Source organism: Achromobacter sp. ACM04 (genome assembly GCF_014851465.1).
Lineage (GTDB): Bacteria > Pseudomonadota > Gammaproteobacteria > Burkholderiales > Burkholderiaceae_B > Achromobacter > Achromobacter aegrifaciens.
Window position 1 is genome coordinate 49,408 of record NZ_JACUZS010000007.1, and the last position, 15,312, is coordinate 64,719.

12 protein-coding genes are annotated in these 15,312 nt (G+C 63.0%); all 12 read right to left on the minus strand.

The features are described 5' to 3' along the window. The 12 genes from rpoD to der all read right to left on the minus strand — a co-directional run bounded on the left by rpoD (nt 1) and on the right by der (nt 15,308). Nucleotides 1-2,265 (minus strand): RNA polymerase sigma factor RpoD, encoded by a 2,265-nt coding sequence (gene rpoD, locus IB259_RS30280; RefSeq protein ID WP_192331007.1) that lies wholly within the window; start codon nt 2,263-2,265, stop codon nt 1-3. A gap of 746 nt (nt 2,266-3,011) precedes the next feature. Then, nucleotides 3,012-5,066 (minus strand): DNA primase, encoded by a 2,055-nt coding sequence (gene dnaG, locus IB259_RS30285; protein WP_054458641.1) that lies wholly within the window; start codon nt 5,064-5,066, stop codon nt 3,012-3,014. Nucleotides 5,067-5,085: 19 nt separating this feature from the next. Continuing rightward, nucleotides 5,086-5,298 carry a 30S ribosomal protein S21 gene (rpsU, locus tag IB259_RS30290; RefSeq protein ID WP_006218592.1) on the minus strand — a complete coding sequence of 71 codons (213 nt, stop codon included), beginning with the start codon at nt 5,296-5,298 and terminating at the stop codon, nt 5,086-5,088. 390 nt (nt 5,299-5,688) lie between these two features. Beyond that, nucleotides 5,689-6,231, minus strand: a complete 543-nt coding sequence (locus IB259_RS30295) for a phosphoribosyltransferase (protein WP_042792860.1) — start codon at nt 6,229-6,231, stop codon at nt 5,689-5,691. 84 nt (nt 6,232-6,315) lie between these two features. Continuing rightward, a complete protein-coding gene (locus IB259_RS30300; RefSeq protein WP_042792859.1) occupies nt 6,316-7,611 on the minus strand; it encodes an adenylosuccinate synthase in 1,296 nt (431 codons plus the stop codon). Between the two features lie 76 nt (nt 7,612-7,687). Continuing rightward, complete coding sequence (locus IB259_RS30305) at nt 7,688-8,845, minus strand: ATP phosphoribosyltransferase regulatory subunit (RefSeq protein WP_054458643.1); 1,158 nt, start codon at nt 8,843-8,845, stop codon at nt 7,688-7,690. A gap of 264 nt (nt 8,846-9,109) precedes the next feature. Further along, on the minus strand, nt 9,110-10,012 hold the full coding sequence (gene hflC, locus IB259_RS30310) for a protease modulator HflC (protein WP_054458645.1): 903 nt from the start codon (nt 10,010-10,012) through the stop codon (nt 9,110-9,112). An 18-nt stretch (nt 10,013-10,030) separates the two neighbouring features. After that, nucleotides 10,031-11,329 (minus strand): FtsH protease activity modulator HflK, encoded by a 1,299-nt coding sequence (gene hflK, locus IB259_RS30315; RefSeq protein WP_054458647.1) that lies wholly within the window; start codon nt 11,327-11,329, stop codon nt 10,031-10,033. Then, complete coding sequence (gene hflX, locus IB259_RS30320; RefSeq protein WP_054458649.1) at nt 11,295-12,401, minus strand: GTPase HflX; 1,107 nt, start codon at nt 12,399-12,401, stop codon at nt 11,295-11,297. The genes hflK and hflX overlap by 35 nt, the downstream gene beginning before the upstream one ends. A gap of 84 nt (nt 12,402-12,485) precedes the next feature. Then, complete coding sequence (gene hfq, locus IB259_RS30325; protein WP_006218585.1) at nt 12,486-12,722, minus strand: RNA chaperone Hfq; 237 nt, start codon at nt 12,720-12,722, stop codon at nt 12,486-12,488. A gap of 156 nt (nt 12,723-12,878) precedes the next feature. Then, on the minus strand, nt 12,879-13,952 hold the full coding sequence (gene hisC / locus IB259_RS30330) for a histidinol-phosphate transaminase (RefSeq protein WP_192331009.1): 1,074 nt from the start codon (nt 13,950-13,952) through the stop codon (nt 12,879-12,881). Between the two features lie 3 nt (nt 13,953-13,955). Next, nucleotides 13,956-15,308, minus strand: coding sequence for a ribosome biogenesis GTPase Der (gene der, locus IB259_RS30335; protein ID WP_054458654.1), 1,353 nt, complete (start codon nt 15,306-15,308; stop codon nt 13,956-13,958). Nucleotides 15,309-15,312: the final 4 nt, after the last annotated feature.

Here is a 15,312-nt window from a genome sequence, read left to right on the forward strand (position 1 = left end):
TTACTGCCCTTCCAGGAAGCTCTTCAGCTTATCGGCCCGGCTGGGGTGACGCAGCTTGCGCAGCGCTTTCGCTTCTATTTGGCGGATGCGCTCGCGCGTGACGTCGAATTGCTTGCCCACTTCTTCCAGGGTCTGGTCCGTGCTCATTTCGATGCCGAAACGCATACGCAGAACCTTGGCTTCACGCGGGGTGAGAGAGTCTAGCACTTCCTTGACCACATCGCGCATGGAACCGTGCAAAGCCGCGTCGGAAGGCGCCAGCGTGGACGTGTCTTCGATGAAATCGCCCAGGTGCGAGTCGTCGTCGTCACCGATAGGCGTTTCCATGGAGATCGGTTCCTTGGCGATCTTCAGGATCTTGCGGATCTTGTCCTCGGGCATGTCCATCTTCTGCGCCAGGGTCGCGGGATCCGGCTCGGCGCCGGTTTCCTGCAGGATCTGGCGGCTGATCCGGTTCATCTTGTTGATCGTTTCGATCATGTGAACCGGAATACGGATGGTGCGCGCCTGGTCGGCGATGGAACGCGTGATGGCCTGACGGATCCACCAGGTCGCATAGGTCGAGAACTTGTAGCCGCGACGGTACTCGAACTTGTCCACGGCCTTCATCAGGCCGATGTTGCCTTCCTGGATCAGGTCCAGGAACTGCAGGCCGCGGTTCGTGTACTTCTTGGCGATCGAGATCACCAGACGCAGGTTGGCCTCGGTCATTTCACGCTTGGCCTTGCGGGCCTTGGCTTCGCCGGTGGCCATGCGCTTGTTGACGTCCTTCAGGTCCTTCAACGGCAGCACGACGCGCGTTTGCAGGTCGATGAGCTTCTGCTGCAGTTCCTGCACGGCGGGAATCTGACGCTCCAGCGTTTCGGCGTACGGGTGGCCGGCAGCCACTTCGTCGACGACCCACTGCATGTTGGTTTCGTTGCCCGGGAACACCTTGATGAAGTGCGTGCGCGGCATGCCGGCACGGTCCACACACGTGTGCAGGACAGCGCGTTCGAGCTGGCGCACTTCCTCGACCTGCTGACGCAGGGTGTCCGCCAGCTTCTCGACCATCTTGGCCGTGAAGCGGATGCCCATCAGTTCATTCTGGATGGATTCCTGGGCGCGCACGTAGACGTCCGACTTGTAGCCGTCCTTCTCGTACGAGTGGCGCATCTTTTCGAACTGCTTGCCGACTTCGTCGAACTTGGCCAGGGCCTTCACGCGGAGGTCTTCCAGCTGCTTGCTGGACATGCCGCCGGCGGGGCCGTCGTCGCCTTCGTCTTCCTCGGCGGTGACGCCGGCGCCGGCGTATTCCTCGCCGTCTTCCGGATCGACCAGGCCGTCGACCACTTCGTCGATCTGGGCCTGGCCTTCACGCACGCGCAGGATGTGAGCCAGGATCTCGTTGATCGTGGTCGGGCAGGCCGAGATGGCCATGACCATGTGCTTCAGGCCGTCTTCGATGCGCTTGGCGATTTCGATTTCGCCTTCGCGCGTCAGCAGTTCCACCGAGCCCATTTCACGCATGTACATGCGCACGGGGTCCGTGGTGCGGCCGAAATCCGAGTCCACGGTCGTCAGCGCGGCTTCGGCTTCGTCTTCGACGTCGTCGTCGTTGGACGCGACCGGCGCGTTTTCGCTCATCAGCAGCGTTTCGGCATCGGGCGCCTGGTCGTAGACCGCGATGCCCATGTCGCTGAACGTGCTGATGATGCCGTCGATCGCTTCCGCGTCGACCAGATCGTCGGGCAGATGATCGTTGATTTCGCCGTAGGTCAGGTAGCCGCGGTCCTTGCCCAGCTTGATCAGCTGCTTCAGGCGGTTGCGGCGCGCTTCGTATTCTTCGGGCGTGACGGGGCCGCGGGCGATCAGATCCTTGGGATCGGCCTTGCCGCGCTTGCCGCCGCGCTTGGGCGGCTTCAGATCGGGCAGAACTTCGCCGTCGCCGTCCATGGTGTCGTCAAAGCCGTCGGAATCGTTGTTCGCGTTCTTGGCGGGACGTCCCGGGCGCCGGCCGCTGGGCGCGGGGCGCGCGCTGCCCACCAGGTCGGCGAGCTTGTCTTCGGCCTTCTTGGCGCGAGCCTTGGTCACCTTCTCGGGCTTGTCAGCCGCGGCAGCCTTGGTCGTCTTCTTGGCGGCCGTCTTGGCTGCGGGCTTGGCGACCTTCACCGCCGTCTTGGCGGGCGCCTTTTCCGCTGCCATGCTTACGACGCGCTTGGTCGTGGTGGCCTTGGTTTCGGCCGCATCAATTGCAGAGGAGGATTTGCCGGTGGATTTGGTCATAGTCGCTTCCGTGGTCGTCGCAACCCGTTCGGGCATGTTGCACCGCATGAAGCCGCTTTGGACAGCGGTCCAACGCGGCGGCTATACGGGTAAATCTGGTGAATCAGCGGAGATCACGCGGCTGCGTTGTTCGCAGCGCCGGCTCTCGCGAGCCCGCTTGGCGCCGTTGCGGTGCAATACCGTACTCGCGCGTTGCGTGCATGACCTCATCCTGCGTAGGCTCCCGGGCGTCGGGGGGGCTGCCTGCCTATAAATAGGCTTTGCTTGCTTATCGGGCCTTTGCCCCAAGCAGCTGAGTAGACACAGCACCCAAACCACTAACGCCATGCGGAGATGACCGCCGCCGAACTGCTTGATTCACCGCTTAGCTATATTAATTAACCATGTAACAAAGTTGACGCGCGCATCCGCTTTTATTTCTGCCGTTGCGCATCTGACGTTCCGTTTTCTGGAGCATCCGCCACGCCCGGATCGCCGGTCCCGCGTCAAACCCTATACATCCATTAGATTCTGGCTGCCGGAATAGATTCCGCCCGCCGAATGCATTTCTTGTTGCTCACGCCTCGTGGCACGAGGACTAGCGCCAAATTCAGCAAGAATCAGGCCGCAATCAACTGCAAGCGCCACAATCCGCGTACATCAGAAGACAGACCTATCAGGCAGGCTCGCGCCCAACCTCACACTCCCGTCCCGCCCGTCGCAAAAAAACTCGCTTCGCAAGCGGACAACCTTTGATTTTAGCGCATTTAGCGCACGCCAGCACCTTTCAGCACGGCCATGCGGCTGGAAAGCTCCTGATAGCGTTTACGCGCCTCTTCCGTGGCCAAGCCCGCCGCAGCGAGCTTGGCCATTTCCAGCTTGGCCGAGTCAAATTCGATCCGTCTCAAGGCGTCGTCCCATTCCGTTTGCGGATCAGGCAGGTCTTCCTGGGACAGGATGTCGGCCCGCAGGCCCTTCAGCACCGTCGCCAGATCCGAATCCGGCTCCGCGGCTTCCAGCAGGGCGCCGACATGGCGGGCGCCGCTGGACTGCGCCAGCATGATCAGGTCTCTTACAAGACCTAGATGGGGGCCGTGGTCGATGACTTCAAGCTGCTGATCACCCATGGAGTCGACCAGTTCGGGATGCGCCAGCAGCAAGCCCAGCAGGCGCTTGGCCAGCGACGGCATGGTGCGGCGGCCTTCAAACCCGCCCACATCGTTGTCGCGCTTGCCTTTCCAGCCGCCTTTGCCGCCCTTCCAGTCACCCTTGCCCTTCCAGTCGCTTTTGCCCTTCCACTCCTGCTTTCCGCCGCCGCGCTGAGCTCCTCCGCCACCAAAGTCGGAACCCTGGGACGGTAGATGAACCTGGTCCGCGTAGTCGGACTCGTCGGCCGGGATGTCATGAAAATCGTGTCCGGCGAAATCGTAGCCAGCGTCCGTATAGCCCGGCTCGTGGCTCGGCGCCGCAACCGCGCCGGCATCCCCTCCCGTGGCGCCCGGCTTGGGCGCGGGCGCGAAGGGTTTTGCGGGCTGCTGAGCCAGCACCTGCGCCATTTCCTCGGGCGTCAGCTGTACCAGCTTTGCCATTTCCCGCTCGATCTGAACGCGCAACGCGCATTCGGGAATGGCAGCCAGCAAGGGCTTGGCCTCGTGCAGGCAACTGGCCCGCCCTTCGGCTTCGTTCATGTTGTGCCGCGAGGCCAGCTCGTCCAGCAGGAAGCGGGACAGCGCCACGGCCTCTCCCAGGCACGCCCGGAAAGCTTCCGCGCCCAGTTCGCGCACATACGAGTCGGGATCGTGCTCTGACGGCAGAAACAGGAAGCGGATCGCAATGTCGTCGCGCAGCACGGGCAGGCAAGCCTGCAGTGCACGCCACGCGGCGCGCCGACCCGCGCCGTCGCCGTCGAAGCTGAAGATGACCTTGTCGCTGGCGCGCAGCAGCTTCTTGACGTGGTCCGGCGTGGTAGCCGTACCCAGCGTCGCTACCGCGTTGGCGATGCCTTGCTGAGCCAGGCCGACCACGTCCATGTAGCCTTCGACCACAATGACCTGCCCTTCCTGGCGTATGGCCTGGCGCGCCTCCCACAGCCCGTAGAGCTCGTGTCCCTTCGAGAACAGCGGGGTTTCGGGCGAATTCAGGTACTTGGGTTCGCCCTTGCCGATGATGCGCCCGCCGAAGCCGATGAGACTGCCCCGCGCATTGCGGATCGGGAACATGACGCGTTCCCGGAAACGATCGTAGCGACGTCCGTCTTCGGATTCGATAACCAGTCCGGATTCCACCAGGACGGGGTCCTCGTAATTCGGGAAGACCTGCGACAGGCCGTGGCGGTCTGTGCCGGACCATCCCAGGCCGAAATGCGCCGCGATTTCACCGGTCAGGCCGCGCTGCTTCAAATAGCGGATCGCCGCGGGCGAGGCCCGCAATTGCTTGAGGTAATGCGCCTGAGCGGCATCCAGCACCTGCGTGTGGCGGGATTCCTCGGCCTTGCGGCGCGCGGTTTCCTGCTGCTGGCGTGGACTGCGGTTTTCTTCGGGGACCGTCATTCCCGCCGATGCCGCGAGCGTGCGCACGGCATCGGGGAAACTGGCGCCCGTGTGTTCCATCAGGAAGGTGATGGCGCTGCCATGCGCTCCGCAACCGAAGCAGTGATAGAACTGCTTGGTGGGGCTGACAGTGAACGAGGGACTTTTTTCGTTATGAAAAGGGCACAGGCCAAGCAAGTTGGCCCCGCCCTTTCTCAACTGCACGTATCGCCCGACTATGTCGACGACGTCGACTCGGGCGAGCAAATCCTGGATGAATGATTCTGGAATCAATAGATTCGGGAATCAAAAATCAATACAGGCGCGGGGGCAGTTGTTGGCTACGGATGCGCTTGTAGTGGCGCTTCACAGCGGCGGCGTGCTTGCGCTTGCGCTCAGCCGTGGGCTTCTCATAGAACTCGCGCGAACGCAGCTCGGTGAGCAAACCGGTCTTTTCGATGGTGCGCTTGAAGCGGCGCAGAGCGGCTTCAAACGGTTCGTTTTCCTTCAGTCGAACGATAGGCATAAAGTGATTGGCCTGCTTGTAGGGTAACAAAAGTTGATGACAAACCTGGCTTGCTTACCAGCAACGCTGCGCGGGTCCAGGTACGCGTAAACGGCCTCGTCGATACCAAAATCATACCAACAGAGGCAGGTACCGCGAACGGGGAACCTTGAAAGCGCAATCCAGGCGCCGGACTCCGGCTTCAGCGCTGCTTGGCAGCCCTGAACCACAGACCCATCCCGGATTTCCGCTGGCTGTTTCCGTTACCCAAAGACTACCCAAAGAGTAACAAGCCAAGTTCGGTTTAGCGATAACCAGCGATTCTAGCATGGTCATGGCTGTTTTGACTACTGGAGGGACAGTCTGGCGCCCTGGGCGGCCAGAATGCCCTCTCCTGCCGAAACGCCATGCTCAGCTCTTGGAGCCCTTGCGGATCCAGGCCTCGAGCTGGTGCGGACGCAGGCTGTCGTAGTCTTCGAAAGGCTGGTGGATCCAGGGGTTCGTCGGCAGCTTGTCGACGTAGTAGTCCGGCGTCGCCTGGGAATGCCCCTTCCACCACAGCACCGCGCTGCGCAGCTCGGTGATGTCGGCAAACTGGCTTTTCAGGTGATCGTAGACCTTGCTGAAGGTCTTGCCGGTATCGACCATGTCGTCCACCAGCAACACTCGCCCAGACAGCGTGCCGCGCGTGATGGTGATGAACTGGGCGATATCCATGTCGCCCTGCTTGGTGCCGGCCGCTTCGCGATAGCTGCTCGTGGCCAGGATGCCCAGCGGCACGTCAAAAATACGGGACATAACGTCACCGACGCGCATGCCGCCGCGCGCCAGGCAAAGAATCTTGTCGAACTTCCAACCCGATTGATGCACCTGCAAAGTAAGGCGCTCGATCAGGCGGTTGTAGTCGTCCCACGTCACCCACAGATGGCTGTCATCATTGGTCGGCGTGCTCATAGGCAAGCATCTCCTGCTTAATAAATACGAAAAGGCCGCCGCCGGTATGAGACCGGCGGCGGCCTTGCGAATAATAACCCGATGTCAGCCCTTCAGGGGATGACGCAGCACAATGGTTTCATTGCGGTCCGGGCCGGTCGACACCAGGTCGATGGGCACGCCGCAAACTTCGGCCACGCGCTCCAGGTAGCGACGCGCCGCCTGGGGCAGCTTGTCGTACTCGGTGATGCCGACGGTGGATTCGCTCCAGCCCGGCAGCTCTTCCAGCACCGGCTGCGCCTGCGCCACGGCATGCGCGCCATAAGGCAGCACATCGCGGAATTCGCCGTTGACGCGGTAGCCGACGCCCAGCTGGATGGTTTCCAGACCATCGAGCACATCCAGCTTGGTGATGCACAGGCCGGTGATGCCGTTCAGGCGGACCGAGCGCTTGAGCGCGGCGCCGTCGAACCAGCCGCAGCGGCGCGGACGGCCCGTGACGGAACCGAATTCCTTGCCGATCGTGGCCAGGCGGGTACCGATCTCGTCGACCAGCTCCGTGGGGAACGGACCCGAACCGACGCGAGTCGTATAGGCCTTGGTGATACCCAGGACGTAGTCCAGTTGCTGCGGACCGACGCCCGCGCCTGCCGAGGCGGCGCCAGCAACGCAATTGCTGCTGGTGACGAAAGGATAGGTGCCGTGGTCGACGTCCAGCAAAGCGCCTTGCGCGCCTTCGAACAACAAGCGCTTGCCTTCCTGCTGCATGGCGTACAGGTTGCTCGACACGTCCTTGACCATCGGGGCGATGGCCGGAGCCAGCGCCATGGCCTGGTCGCGCACTTCATTGGCGGAAACCGCCTCGGCGCCCAGGTACTTGGTCAGCACGAAGTTGTGGTAATCCAGCACTTCGGCGAGCTTTTCGTCGAACAGCGCGGGATTGAACAGGTCCTGCACGCGCAGCGCGCGGCGGGCGACCTTGTCTTCATAGGCCGGGCCGATGCCGCGACCGGTCGTGCCGATCTTGCCGTCGCCCTTGCGCGCCTCGCGCGCCTTGTCGATGGCGACGTGGTACGGCAGGATCAGCGGGCAGATTTCGGAAATCTGCAGGCGCGAACGCACGTCCAGACCGGCGGCCTCAAGCTCTTCGATTTCCTTGAGCAGGGCTTCCGGGGACAGCACGACGCCGTTGCCGATGAAGCAGGTGACGCCGGGATGCATGATGCCCGACGGGATCAGGCGGAGAATCGTCTTCTTGCCGTTGATCCACAGCGTATGGCCGGCATTGTGACCGCCTTGGAAGCGGACCACGCCCTGGACGGATTCCGCCAGCCAGTCGACGATCTTGCCCTTGCCCTCGTCACCCCACTGGGTGCCGATTACGACTACGTTCTTGCTCATGTTACGAATCAATATCGAGTTTCTCGGGAAATCCGGAAATCTCCCCGCGGCCCTCTCGTTGCCGAGAGGGGGTTAGTCACAGCGTTCTGACCGTCCAGGCGCCATCCTGCAGCGCCAGCTCGCGATCGCAAACGAATTCGTCCTGATCCTGCTCGTGACCGGGCAATACCTGAACGACAATTTCCCCCGACCGGCGCAGGCGGCGCACCGCCTCGGTCAGGGCGGGGGCTTGCCCCCAGGGCGCACGTACCGCACGCGCCCTTTCCGCCGGCGGCAAACCCGCCGCCAGCTTGCGTAAATCAAGACTGAAGCCGGTGGCGGGACGGGCCCGGCCAAACGCACGGCTGACATCGTCATAACGGCCGCCGCTGACCAGCGCATCGCGCCAGCCTTCGGCATACAGCGCGAACTTCACGCCGGAATGGTAGCCATAGCCGCCCACGTCGGCCAGGTCCACGCCGAACGCCACATTGGGCATGGCGTCGACCACCAACTGCAGCGCGTCCAGCGCAGCCACGACACCCGGCAGCAGAGGGAGTTCACGGCGCGCCTCCTGCAGCACTTCCGGCCCGCCGTATAGCTTGGGCAGCAATTGCAGGGCTTTCAGGGTCTCTGCACGCAACCCGGGAGCCCGCTCGGCCAATTCACCCAGTCCCGGAACGTCCTTCTCGCGCATCAGCAAGATGACGTCCTGCGACAGCGCCGTCGCCGCCGGATCGGACTCCAGCAGTGCGCGCAGCACGCCCGGATGGCACAGATCGAGCCTAGGGTTACGCACGCCGGCAATCGCCACGGTTTCCAGCACCAGCTGGATGATCTCCAGGTCGGCCTCGAAGCCGGCGTGGCCGTAGATTTCAGCGCCGATCTGCAGCAGCTCGCGGCTGGCCAGCAGGTCCGCCGGGCGGGCATGCAGCACGTTGCCGCAATAGCACAGGCGGGTAACGCCAGCGCGGTTCAACAAATGCGCGTCGATGCGCGTAACCTGAGGCGTCATGTCCGCGCGCACGCCCAGCGTGCGTCCGGACAATTGATCGACCAGCTTGCAAGTGCGCAGATCCAGATCGCTGCCCGTGCCGGACAACAATGAATCGATGTATTCGACCAGGGGCGGCGCGACCAGCTCGAAACCGTAAGTGCGATACAGATCGAGAAGTTCGCGGCGCAATTCCTCGATGCGCCGGGCCTCTGCCGGAAGTACGTCGGCAAGGCTCTCGGGCAGCAACCAGTTACCCATGAATGTTTACCTGAAGAACGCCAAGTGATGCGTGGGCGTCGCCCAAACGAAAAAGCGGCTGAGGGGGCGTAAGCCCGCTCAGCCGCTGCGGAATGTTTTCTAGCTTACGGGGTATTGTACATGGTTCGGCGGCCAATGCCAGCCGGGACTGCCGCGGCAGCGTAACCGTCCCCTATTGCGGGGAATTCGGGATGCCGCCTTGCCAGCAAGCAAAAAGCCCCTTGGACTTCCAAGGGGCTTTTCTTCCGCATTACCGTCGCCGCATCACTTGGCCGGCACGGTCACCGGCGCCAGGGCGTCGCCGGTGGGGTCCTTCATGAACTGGAAGAAGCTGGAGCTGGGGTCGACCACCAGCACGTCGCCCGGCTTCGAGAACGAAGCGCGGTAGGCCTCCAGGCTCTTGTAGTACGTGTAGAACTGCGGGTTCTTGCCGTAGGCCTGCGAATAGATCGCGGCAGCCGCGGCATCGCCCTCACCCATGATGCCCTGGGCCTTGGCGTAGGCCTGGGCCACGATGACTTCACGCTGGCGGTCAGCTTCGGCGCGGATCTTTTCGCCTTCGGCGGCGCCGATGGAACGCAGCTCGTTGGCGACGCGCGTACGCTCCGCTTCCATGCGGCGGTACACCGATTCCGAAATTTCCGGCGCGAACTCGATGCGGCGCAGACGCACGTCGACGATCTGGACGCCCAACGGTTCGGCGCGCTTGGCGACGTTGGTCAGGATTTCGGCCATGATCTTGTCGCGTTCGGTCGAGACCACGTCGCGCACCGTGCGCACGTTGACCGAAGCGTTCAACGCGTCGCGGATCAGCGCCTGCAGGCGCTCCTGCGCCACGCGCTCGTTGCCGCCGGTGGACACGTAGTACTGGCGCGGATCCAGAATGCGCCACTTGACGTACGAATCGATCAGCAGGTTCTTCTTTTCGGAAGTCTGGATGCGTTCGGCTTCGTTGGTTTCGATGGTCAGAATGCGCTTGTCGAGCGTCACGACATTCTGGAACGGAGGCGGCGCCTTGAAGTAAAGGCCGGGTTCGTTGATGGTCTTGCGTACTTCACCCAGCGAGAACACCAGGGCGTAGTCGCGCTCGCGCACGACGAAGACGCAGGAAGAAAGGGCGGCCAGCACGATGAGCAGGCCGACCAGGATAGGCATGAGACGTTGCATGATCAGGACTCCTCCGGGTTAGCGCGACGTACGGTCGCGAGGCAGCGTGTTGCTATTGCTGCTGCCGGAAGACTGAGGCACCGGCGCGGCGCTGCCGCGAGCCGGCGACTGCGCGGGCGGAGCCAGCGTGGTCGAACCGGAACCGGCGACACCGGACTTGCTGGCGTCCTGAGCGGCCAGGTGCATGATCTTGTCCAAGGGCAGGTACAGCATGTTGTTGTTGCTCTTGGTGTCGACCATGACCTTGCTGGCGCGCGTGAAGATCTCCTGCATGCTCTCCAGATACATGCGCTGGCGCATGACCTGCGGCGACTTTTCGTATTCGCCGAGGATGCTGGTGAAGCGCGAGGTATTACCCTGGGCGTCACCGACAACCTTGGCCTTGTAGCCTTCGGCCTGCTCCGTCATGCGGGAAGCCTGGCCGCTGGCCAGCGGCACGACCTGGTTGGCGTAGGCCTGGCCTTCGTTGATCTGGCGCTCGCGGTCCTGGCCCGCCTTGACGGCGTCGTCGAACGCGGCTTGCACCTGCTCAGGCGGCTGCACGTTCTGGATGGCCACAGTACTGACCTGCACGCCGGTCTGGTAGCGGTCCAGGATCTGCTGCATCAGGGTTTGCACTTGCGTGGCCACCGTGGTGCGGCCTTCGTAGAGCACGAAGTCCATGGATTGCTTGCCCACGACTTCGCGCATGGCCGTTTCTGAGGCCTGGCGGACGGATTCATCCGGATCGCGCGTCATGAAGAGATAGTCGGGCGCGCCATCGGCACGCAGGCGGTACTGCACGACGAACTGCATATCGACGATGTTCTCGTCCGTCGTGAGCATCAGCGCTTCAGGCAGAACCTTGTTGCGTGCGCCGCCACGGAAACCGACTTCGAACGTGCGCAGTTGCGACACGTTGACCATTTCGTGGCTTTGAATGGGGTACGGCAGGCGCCATTGGAAACCGGCTTGCGACGTCGACTTGTACTTGCCGAACTGTGTCACAACCGCGACCTGGCCTTCCTGCACGATGTAGAAACCGCTGGCCAGCCAGATGCCGGCCGCGACCAGGGCGATCACCCCCAGGCCGATGCGCGCACCGCGCGGCGACGGCGGCGTCATGCCGCCGCGGTTTCCGGGGCGGTTATTGCCGCCCCCGCCCTTGCGCCCGAACAACGATCCGATGCGATTGTTGAAATCGCGCCAGACCTCGTCCAGGTCGGGAGGGCCGTCTCCGTTGCCTTGGGGCCGCTTGGGCGGCGGCTCGGAGCCATTGTTGTTCCCACGACCCCAGCCGGGGTCATTCAGATTGAAGAGTTTGATAATTCGCGGCATTGTTTCCCACAATCTGTCCGGTTTCCGCAATTGCCCCGCGCAACGCATCCAAACCGGCGCGCTCGGTGGCGCTTACAAATACTCGCGCAATCGTACCATGTGCATCGCGTTCCACCCGCGGCTCCAATCCGGCGAGATCGATCTTGTTGTAGACCAGAATGGTGGGAATCGAGGCCGCGCCGATTTCGGCCAGAACCTTGTTCACCTCAAAGATCTGCTCATCGCGCTGCGGGCTGGCGGCATCGACCACGTGCAGCAGCAGGTCGGCATGCACGGTTTCTTCCAGGGTGGCGCGGAACGCCGCGATCAGGCCGTGGGGCAGATCGCGGATGAACCCGACCGTATCGGACACCACCACCGAGCCCGCCCCTTCGATCCAGATGCGGCGCGTGGTCGTATCCAGCGTCGCGAACAACTGGTCGGCGGCGTAGCTGTCGGCGCGCGTCAAGGCATTGAACAAGGTGGACTTGCCAGCGTTGGTATAGCCGACCAGCGATACCGACAGCGCACCGCCGCGCGCGCGCGCCCGGCGCTGGGTCACGCGCTGGCGTTCGACCTTGTCCAGCCGCTCGCGCAGCACCTTGACCTTGGCGCCGATCATGCGGCGGTCCATTTCGAGCTGGGATTCACCCGGTCCGCGCATGCCGATACCGCCGCGCTGCCGCTCCAGGTGGCTCCACATGCGGGTCAGGCGTGTGGCCAGATGCTGCAGCTGGGCCAATTCGACCTGCAGCTTGCCTTCATGGCTCTTCGCGCGCAGCGCGAAGATGTCGAGAATGAGCGCAACGCGATCCACCACGCGCAAGTTGAAGGCGCGTTCCAGGTTGCGTTGCTGTGCGGGGGACAGCGGCTGGTCGAAAAGGACGATGTCGGCCAGCAAGGCCTGGGCCATCGCCACGCCCTCATCGGCCTTGCCTGAACCGATGAAGAACTTGGCGTCGGGTCTGTCCCGCCGTGCCGTCAAGGTGCCGACGATTTCCGCGCCAGCGCCCTTGGCCAGCATGGCGAATTCCTCGGCATGGGCCGCGAAGTCCGGATCTCCCAGATCCACGCTGATAATCAGAGCGCGCATACATGCACCATATTGGAGCCAAAGCGAAAATGCCCGCCGACGAGGACCGTCCGGCGGGCAATAAAAGGTAAAGCTGGAGCGAGATTACTCAGCAGGGACTTCCACCTGGAAATTCACGGCGCGCGCGGGGACGACGGTCGAAATGGCGTGCTTGTAGACCATTTGCGTGACCGTATTGCGCAGCAGCACCACGTACTGGTCGAAGGATTCGATTTGCCCTTGAAGCTTGATGCCGTTCACCAAGTAGATCGACACGGGCACATGGTCCTTGCGCAGCGTGTTCAGGAACGGATCTTGCAGAGTTTGCCCTTTATTGCTCATTGGCCAGGCTCCATTTGTTTGTTATTGAGTGGTGGCGTACTTCTGTACTGGTGGGGTACGCCGAAACTTGTACTCTACAGGGTTTTCCCGGCCCGTGCTACTTGGGCAGGAAGCAAAAGTGACACCAGAGTTTTCCGACTGGAAAGCTGCTGCCGCTCAAGCCTGCAGGACCTCCGCAAGCGCCTTCAACAGCAGTTCGCACTGCTCGTCGGTGCCCACGGTAATTCGCAAAAATTGATCGATGCGTTCATGGCGGAAATGACGCACGATGATGCTGCGCTCGCGCAAGGCGGCAGCCAGACCGGCGGCATCCTTGTTGGGGTGCCGTGCGAACACGAAGTTCGCGGCCGAGGGCAGCACCTCGAAGCCCAGGGACTGCAGCCCCCCCGTCATCCGCGAACGGGTGTCGATCACGGCCTGGCGGGTGCGTTCAAAGTACTCCACGTCCTCCAGGGCCGCCACCGCTCCCGCGGAGGCAAGGCGGTCGATGGGGTAGGAGTTGAAACTGTTCTTTACACGCTCAAGCCCGTCGATGAGTTCGGCGCTGCCTACGGCAAAACCGACGCGCAAGCCCGCCAGCGAACGCGACTTGGACAGCGTCTGCACCACCAGCAGATTGTCGTAGCGGTCCACCAAAGGAATGACGGACTCTCCGCCAAAATCCACGTAGGCCTCATCCACCACGACGACTGCGTCGGGATTGCCGGCCACGATGCGCTCGACCTCCGCCGCGCTGAGGGCGCGGCCGGTGGGCGCATTGGGATTCGGAAAGATGATGGCGCCCGCCTGCCCCTTGGCGCCGGGCAGATAGTCTTCGACTGCGATGCTGAAATCGGCCGTCAGCGGCACCGTTTCGTACTGGATGCCGTACAGGCCGCAATAGACCGGATAGAAGCTGTAGGTAATGTCCGGAAAGCGCAGCGGGCGTTCATGCTTGAGCAACGCCAGGAAGACATGCGCCAGCACTTCGTCGGAGCCGTTGCCCACGAAGACCTGGCCAGGCTGCACACCGACCGTGCCGGCGATGGTCTGCCGCAGTCGGTCGGACGAAGGGTCCGGATAGAGCTTAAGGGTGTCGTCGCAGGCCGAGCGGATCGCGTCGAGCACCCTGGGCGACGGGCCGTAAGGATGCTCGTTGGTGTTCAACTTGACCAGATTCTGAAGCTTGGGCTGCTCGCCCGGAACATACGGACTGAGCGTCCCGACCACGGGACTCCAGAAGCGGCTCATGGATCAGCTTTCCTGCGTGTAGGGGTTGTGCGAAGACTTGAATTCGATGCGCAGCGGCGTACCGGCCAGGTCGAACGCATTGCGGAAGCGCGTTTCCAGGTAGCGGCGATAGGAGTCCGGAATGGCGTCCAGCGCATTGCCGTGGATGACGACCAGCGGCGGGTTCTGACCGCCCTGGTGCGCATAGCGCATCTTGGGACGGAAGATACCCTTGCGGGGCGGCTGCTGCTGTTCGACAGCGATCTGCAGCTCGCGCGTCAGCTTGGGCGTGGACAGCTTGGCGAACGCCGCGGCGTGCGCCGCGTTGATCGACTTGAGCAAGGGCTTCACGCCCTGCCCGCGCAGCGCCGAAATGGTGTGCATGCGCGCGAACGACAGGAAGCGCAGCTTGCGCTGGAATTCGCGTTCGATGCGTTCCTTGGCTTCGCCGTCCAGGCCATCCCATTTGTTGATGGCCACGACCACGGCGCGGCCCGTTTCCAGCACGAAGCCTGCAATGTGCGCATCCTGCTCGGAGATCTCGGTCTGCGCGTCCAGCATCAGCAGCACGACGTTGCTGGCCTCGATGGCCTGCAGCGTCTTGATGACGGAGAACTTCTCGACCGCCTCGAATACCTTGCCGCGCTTGCGCAGGCCTGCGGTATCGATCAGCGTGTAGCGGCGGCCGTCGCGCTCGAAGTCGATCTCGATGGCGTCGCGGGTCGTGCCCGGCATGTCGAACGCGATCACGCGCTCTTCGCCCATCAGGGTATTGATGAGCGTGGACTTGCCCACGTTGGGACGGCCGACGATGGCCAGCTTGATGCGGTGATCGTGCTCAGCCTCTTCGAATGCGTCTTCCTCGGCGGGCGGCTCGGCCAGGTCCTGGAGCGCCAGCTCGATCAGGTCGACGATGCCATCGCCGTGCGCCGCGGAAATCGGATAAGGCTGACCCAGCCCGAGCTCATGGAACTCGGAAATGGCGCCGCTGGCGCCCATGCCTTCCGCCTTGTTCACCGCCAGCAACACGCGCTGCTGCCCGGACTTGCGCAGCAGCTGGGCGATTTCGTGGTCATGGGCATTGATGCCCGCACGGGCATCAACCAGGAACACCACGACATCGGCCTCGGCGATGGCCTGCCGGGTCTGGCGGGCCATCTCCAGCAGGATGCCGTCCTTGGCGACGGGCTCGAAACCACCGGTATCGATGACGATGAAGGGGATCTCGCCTACCCTGCCCTCGCCGTAATGGCGATCGCGGGTCAGGCCGGAGTAATCGGCCACCAGCGCGGCGCGCGATCGCGTCAGGCGGTTGAATAGGGTCGACTTCCCCACATTGGGGCGGCCGACCAGGGCGACGACAGGCTTGAAAGACACGGTG

Coding starts and splice junctions, on each gene's coding strand:
- rpoD (WP_192331007.1), bottom strand. CDS start 2,265: ATGACCAAATCCACCGGCAAATCCTCCTCTGCAATTGATGCGGCCGAA.
- rpsU (WP_006218592.1), bottom strand. CDS start 5,298: ATGCCTATCGTTCGACTGAAGGAAAACGAACCGTTTGAAGCCGCTCTG.
- IB259_RS30295 (WP_042792860.1), bottom strand. CDS start 6,231: ATGAGCACGCCGACCAATGATGACAGCCATCTGTGGGTGACGTGGGAC.
- IB259_RS30300 (WP_042792859.1), bottom strand. CDS start 7,611: ATGAGCAAGAACGTAGTCGTAATCGGCACCCAGTGGGGTGACGAGGGC.
- IB259_RS30305 (WP_054458643.1), bottom strand. CDS start 8,845: ATGGGTAACTGGTTGCTGCCCGAGAGCCTTGCCGACGTACTTCCGGCA.
- hflC (WP_054458645.1), bottom strand. CDS start 10,012: ATGCAACGTCTCATGCCTATCCTGGTCGGCCTGCTCATCGTGCTGGCC.
- hflK (WP_054458647.1), bottom strand. CDS start 11,329: ATGCCGCGAATTATCAAACTCTTCAATCTGAATGACCCCGGCTGGGGT.
- hflX (WP_054458649.1), bottom strand. CDS start 12,401: ATGCGCGCTCTGATTATCAGCGTGGATCTGGGAGATCCGGACTTCGCG.
- hfq (WP_006218585.1), bottom strand. CDS start 12,722: ATGAGCAATAAAGGGCAAACTCTGCAAGATCCGTTCCTGAACACGCTG.
- hisC (WP_192331009.1), bottom strand. CDS start 13,952: ATGAGCCGCTTCTGGAGTCCCGTGGTCGGGACGCTCAGTCCGTATGTT.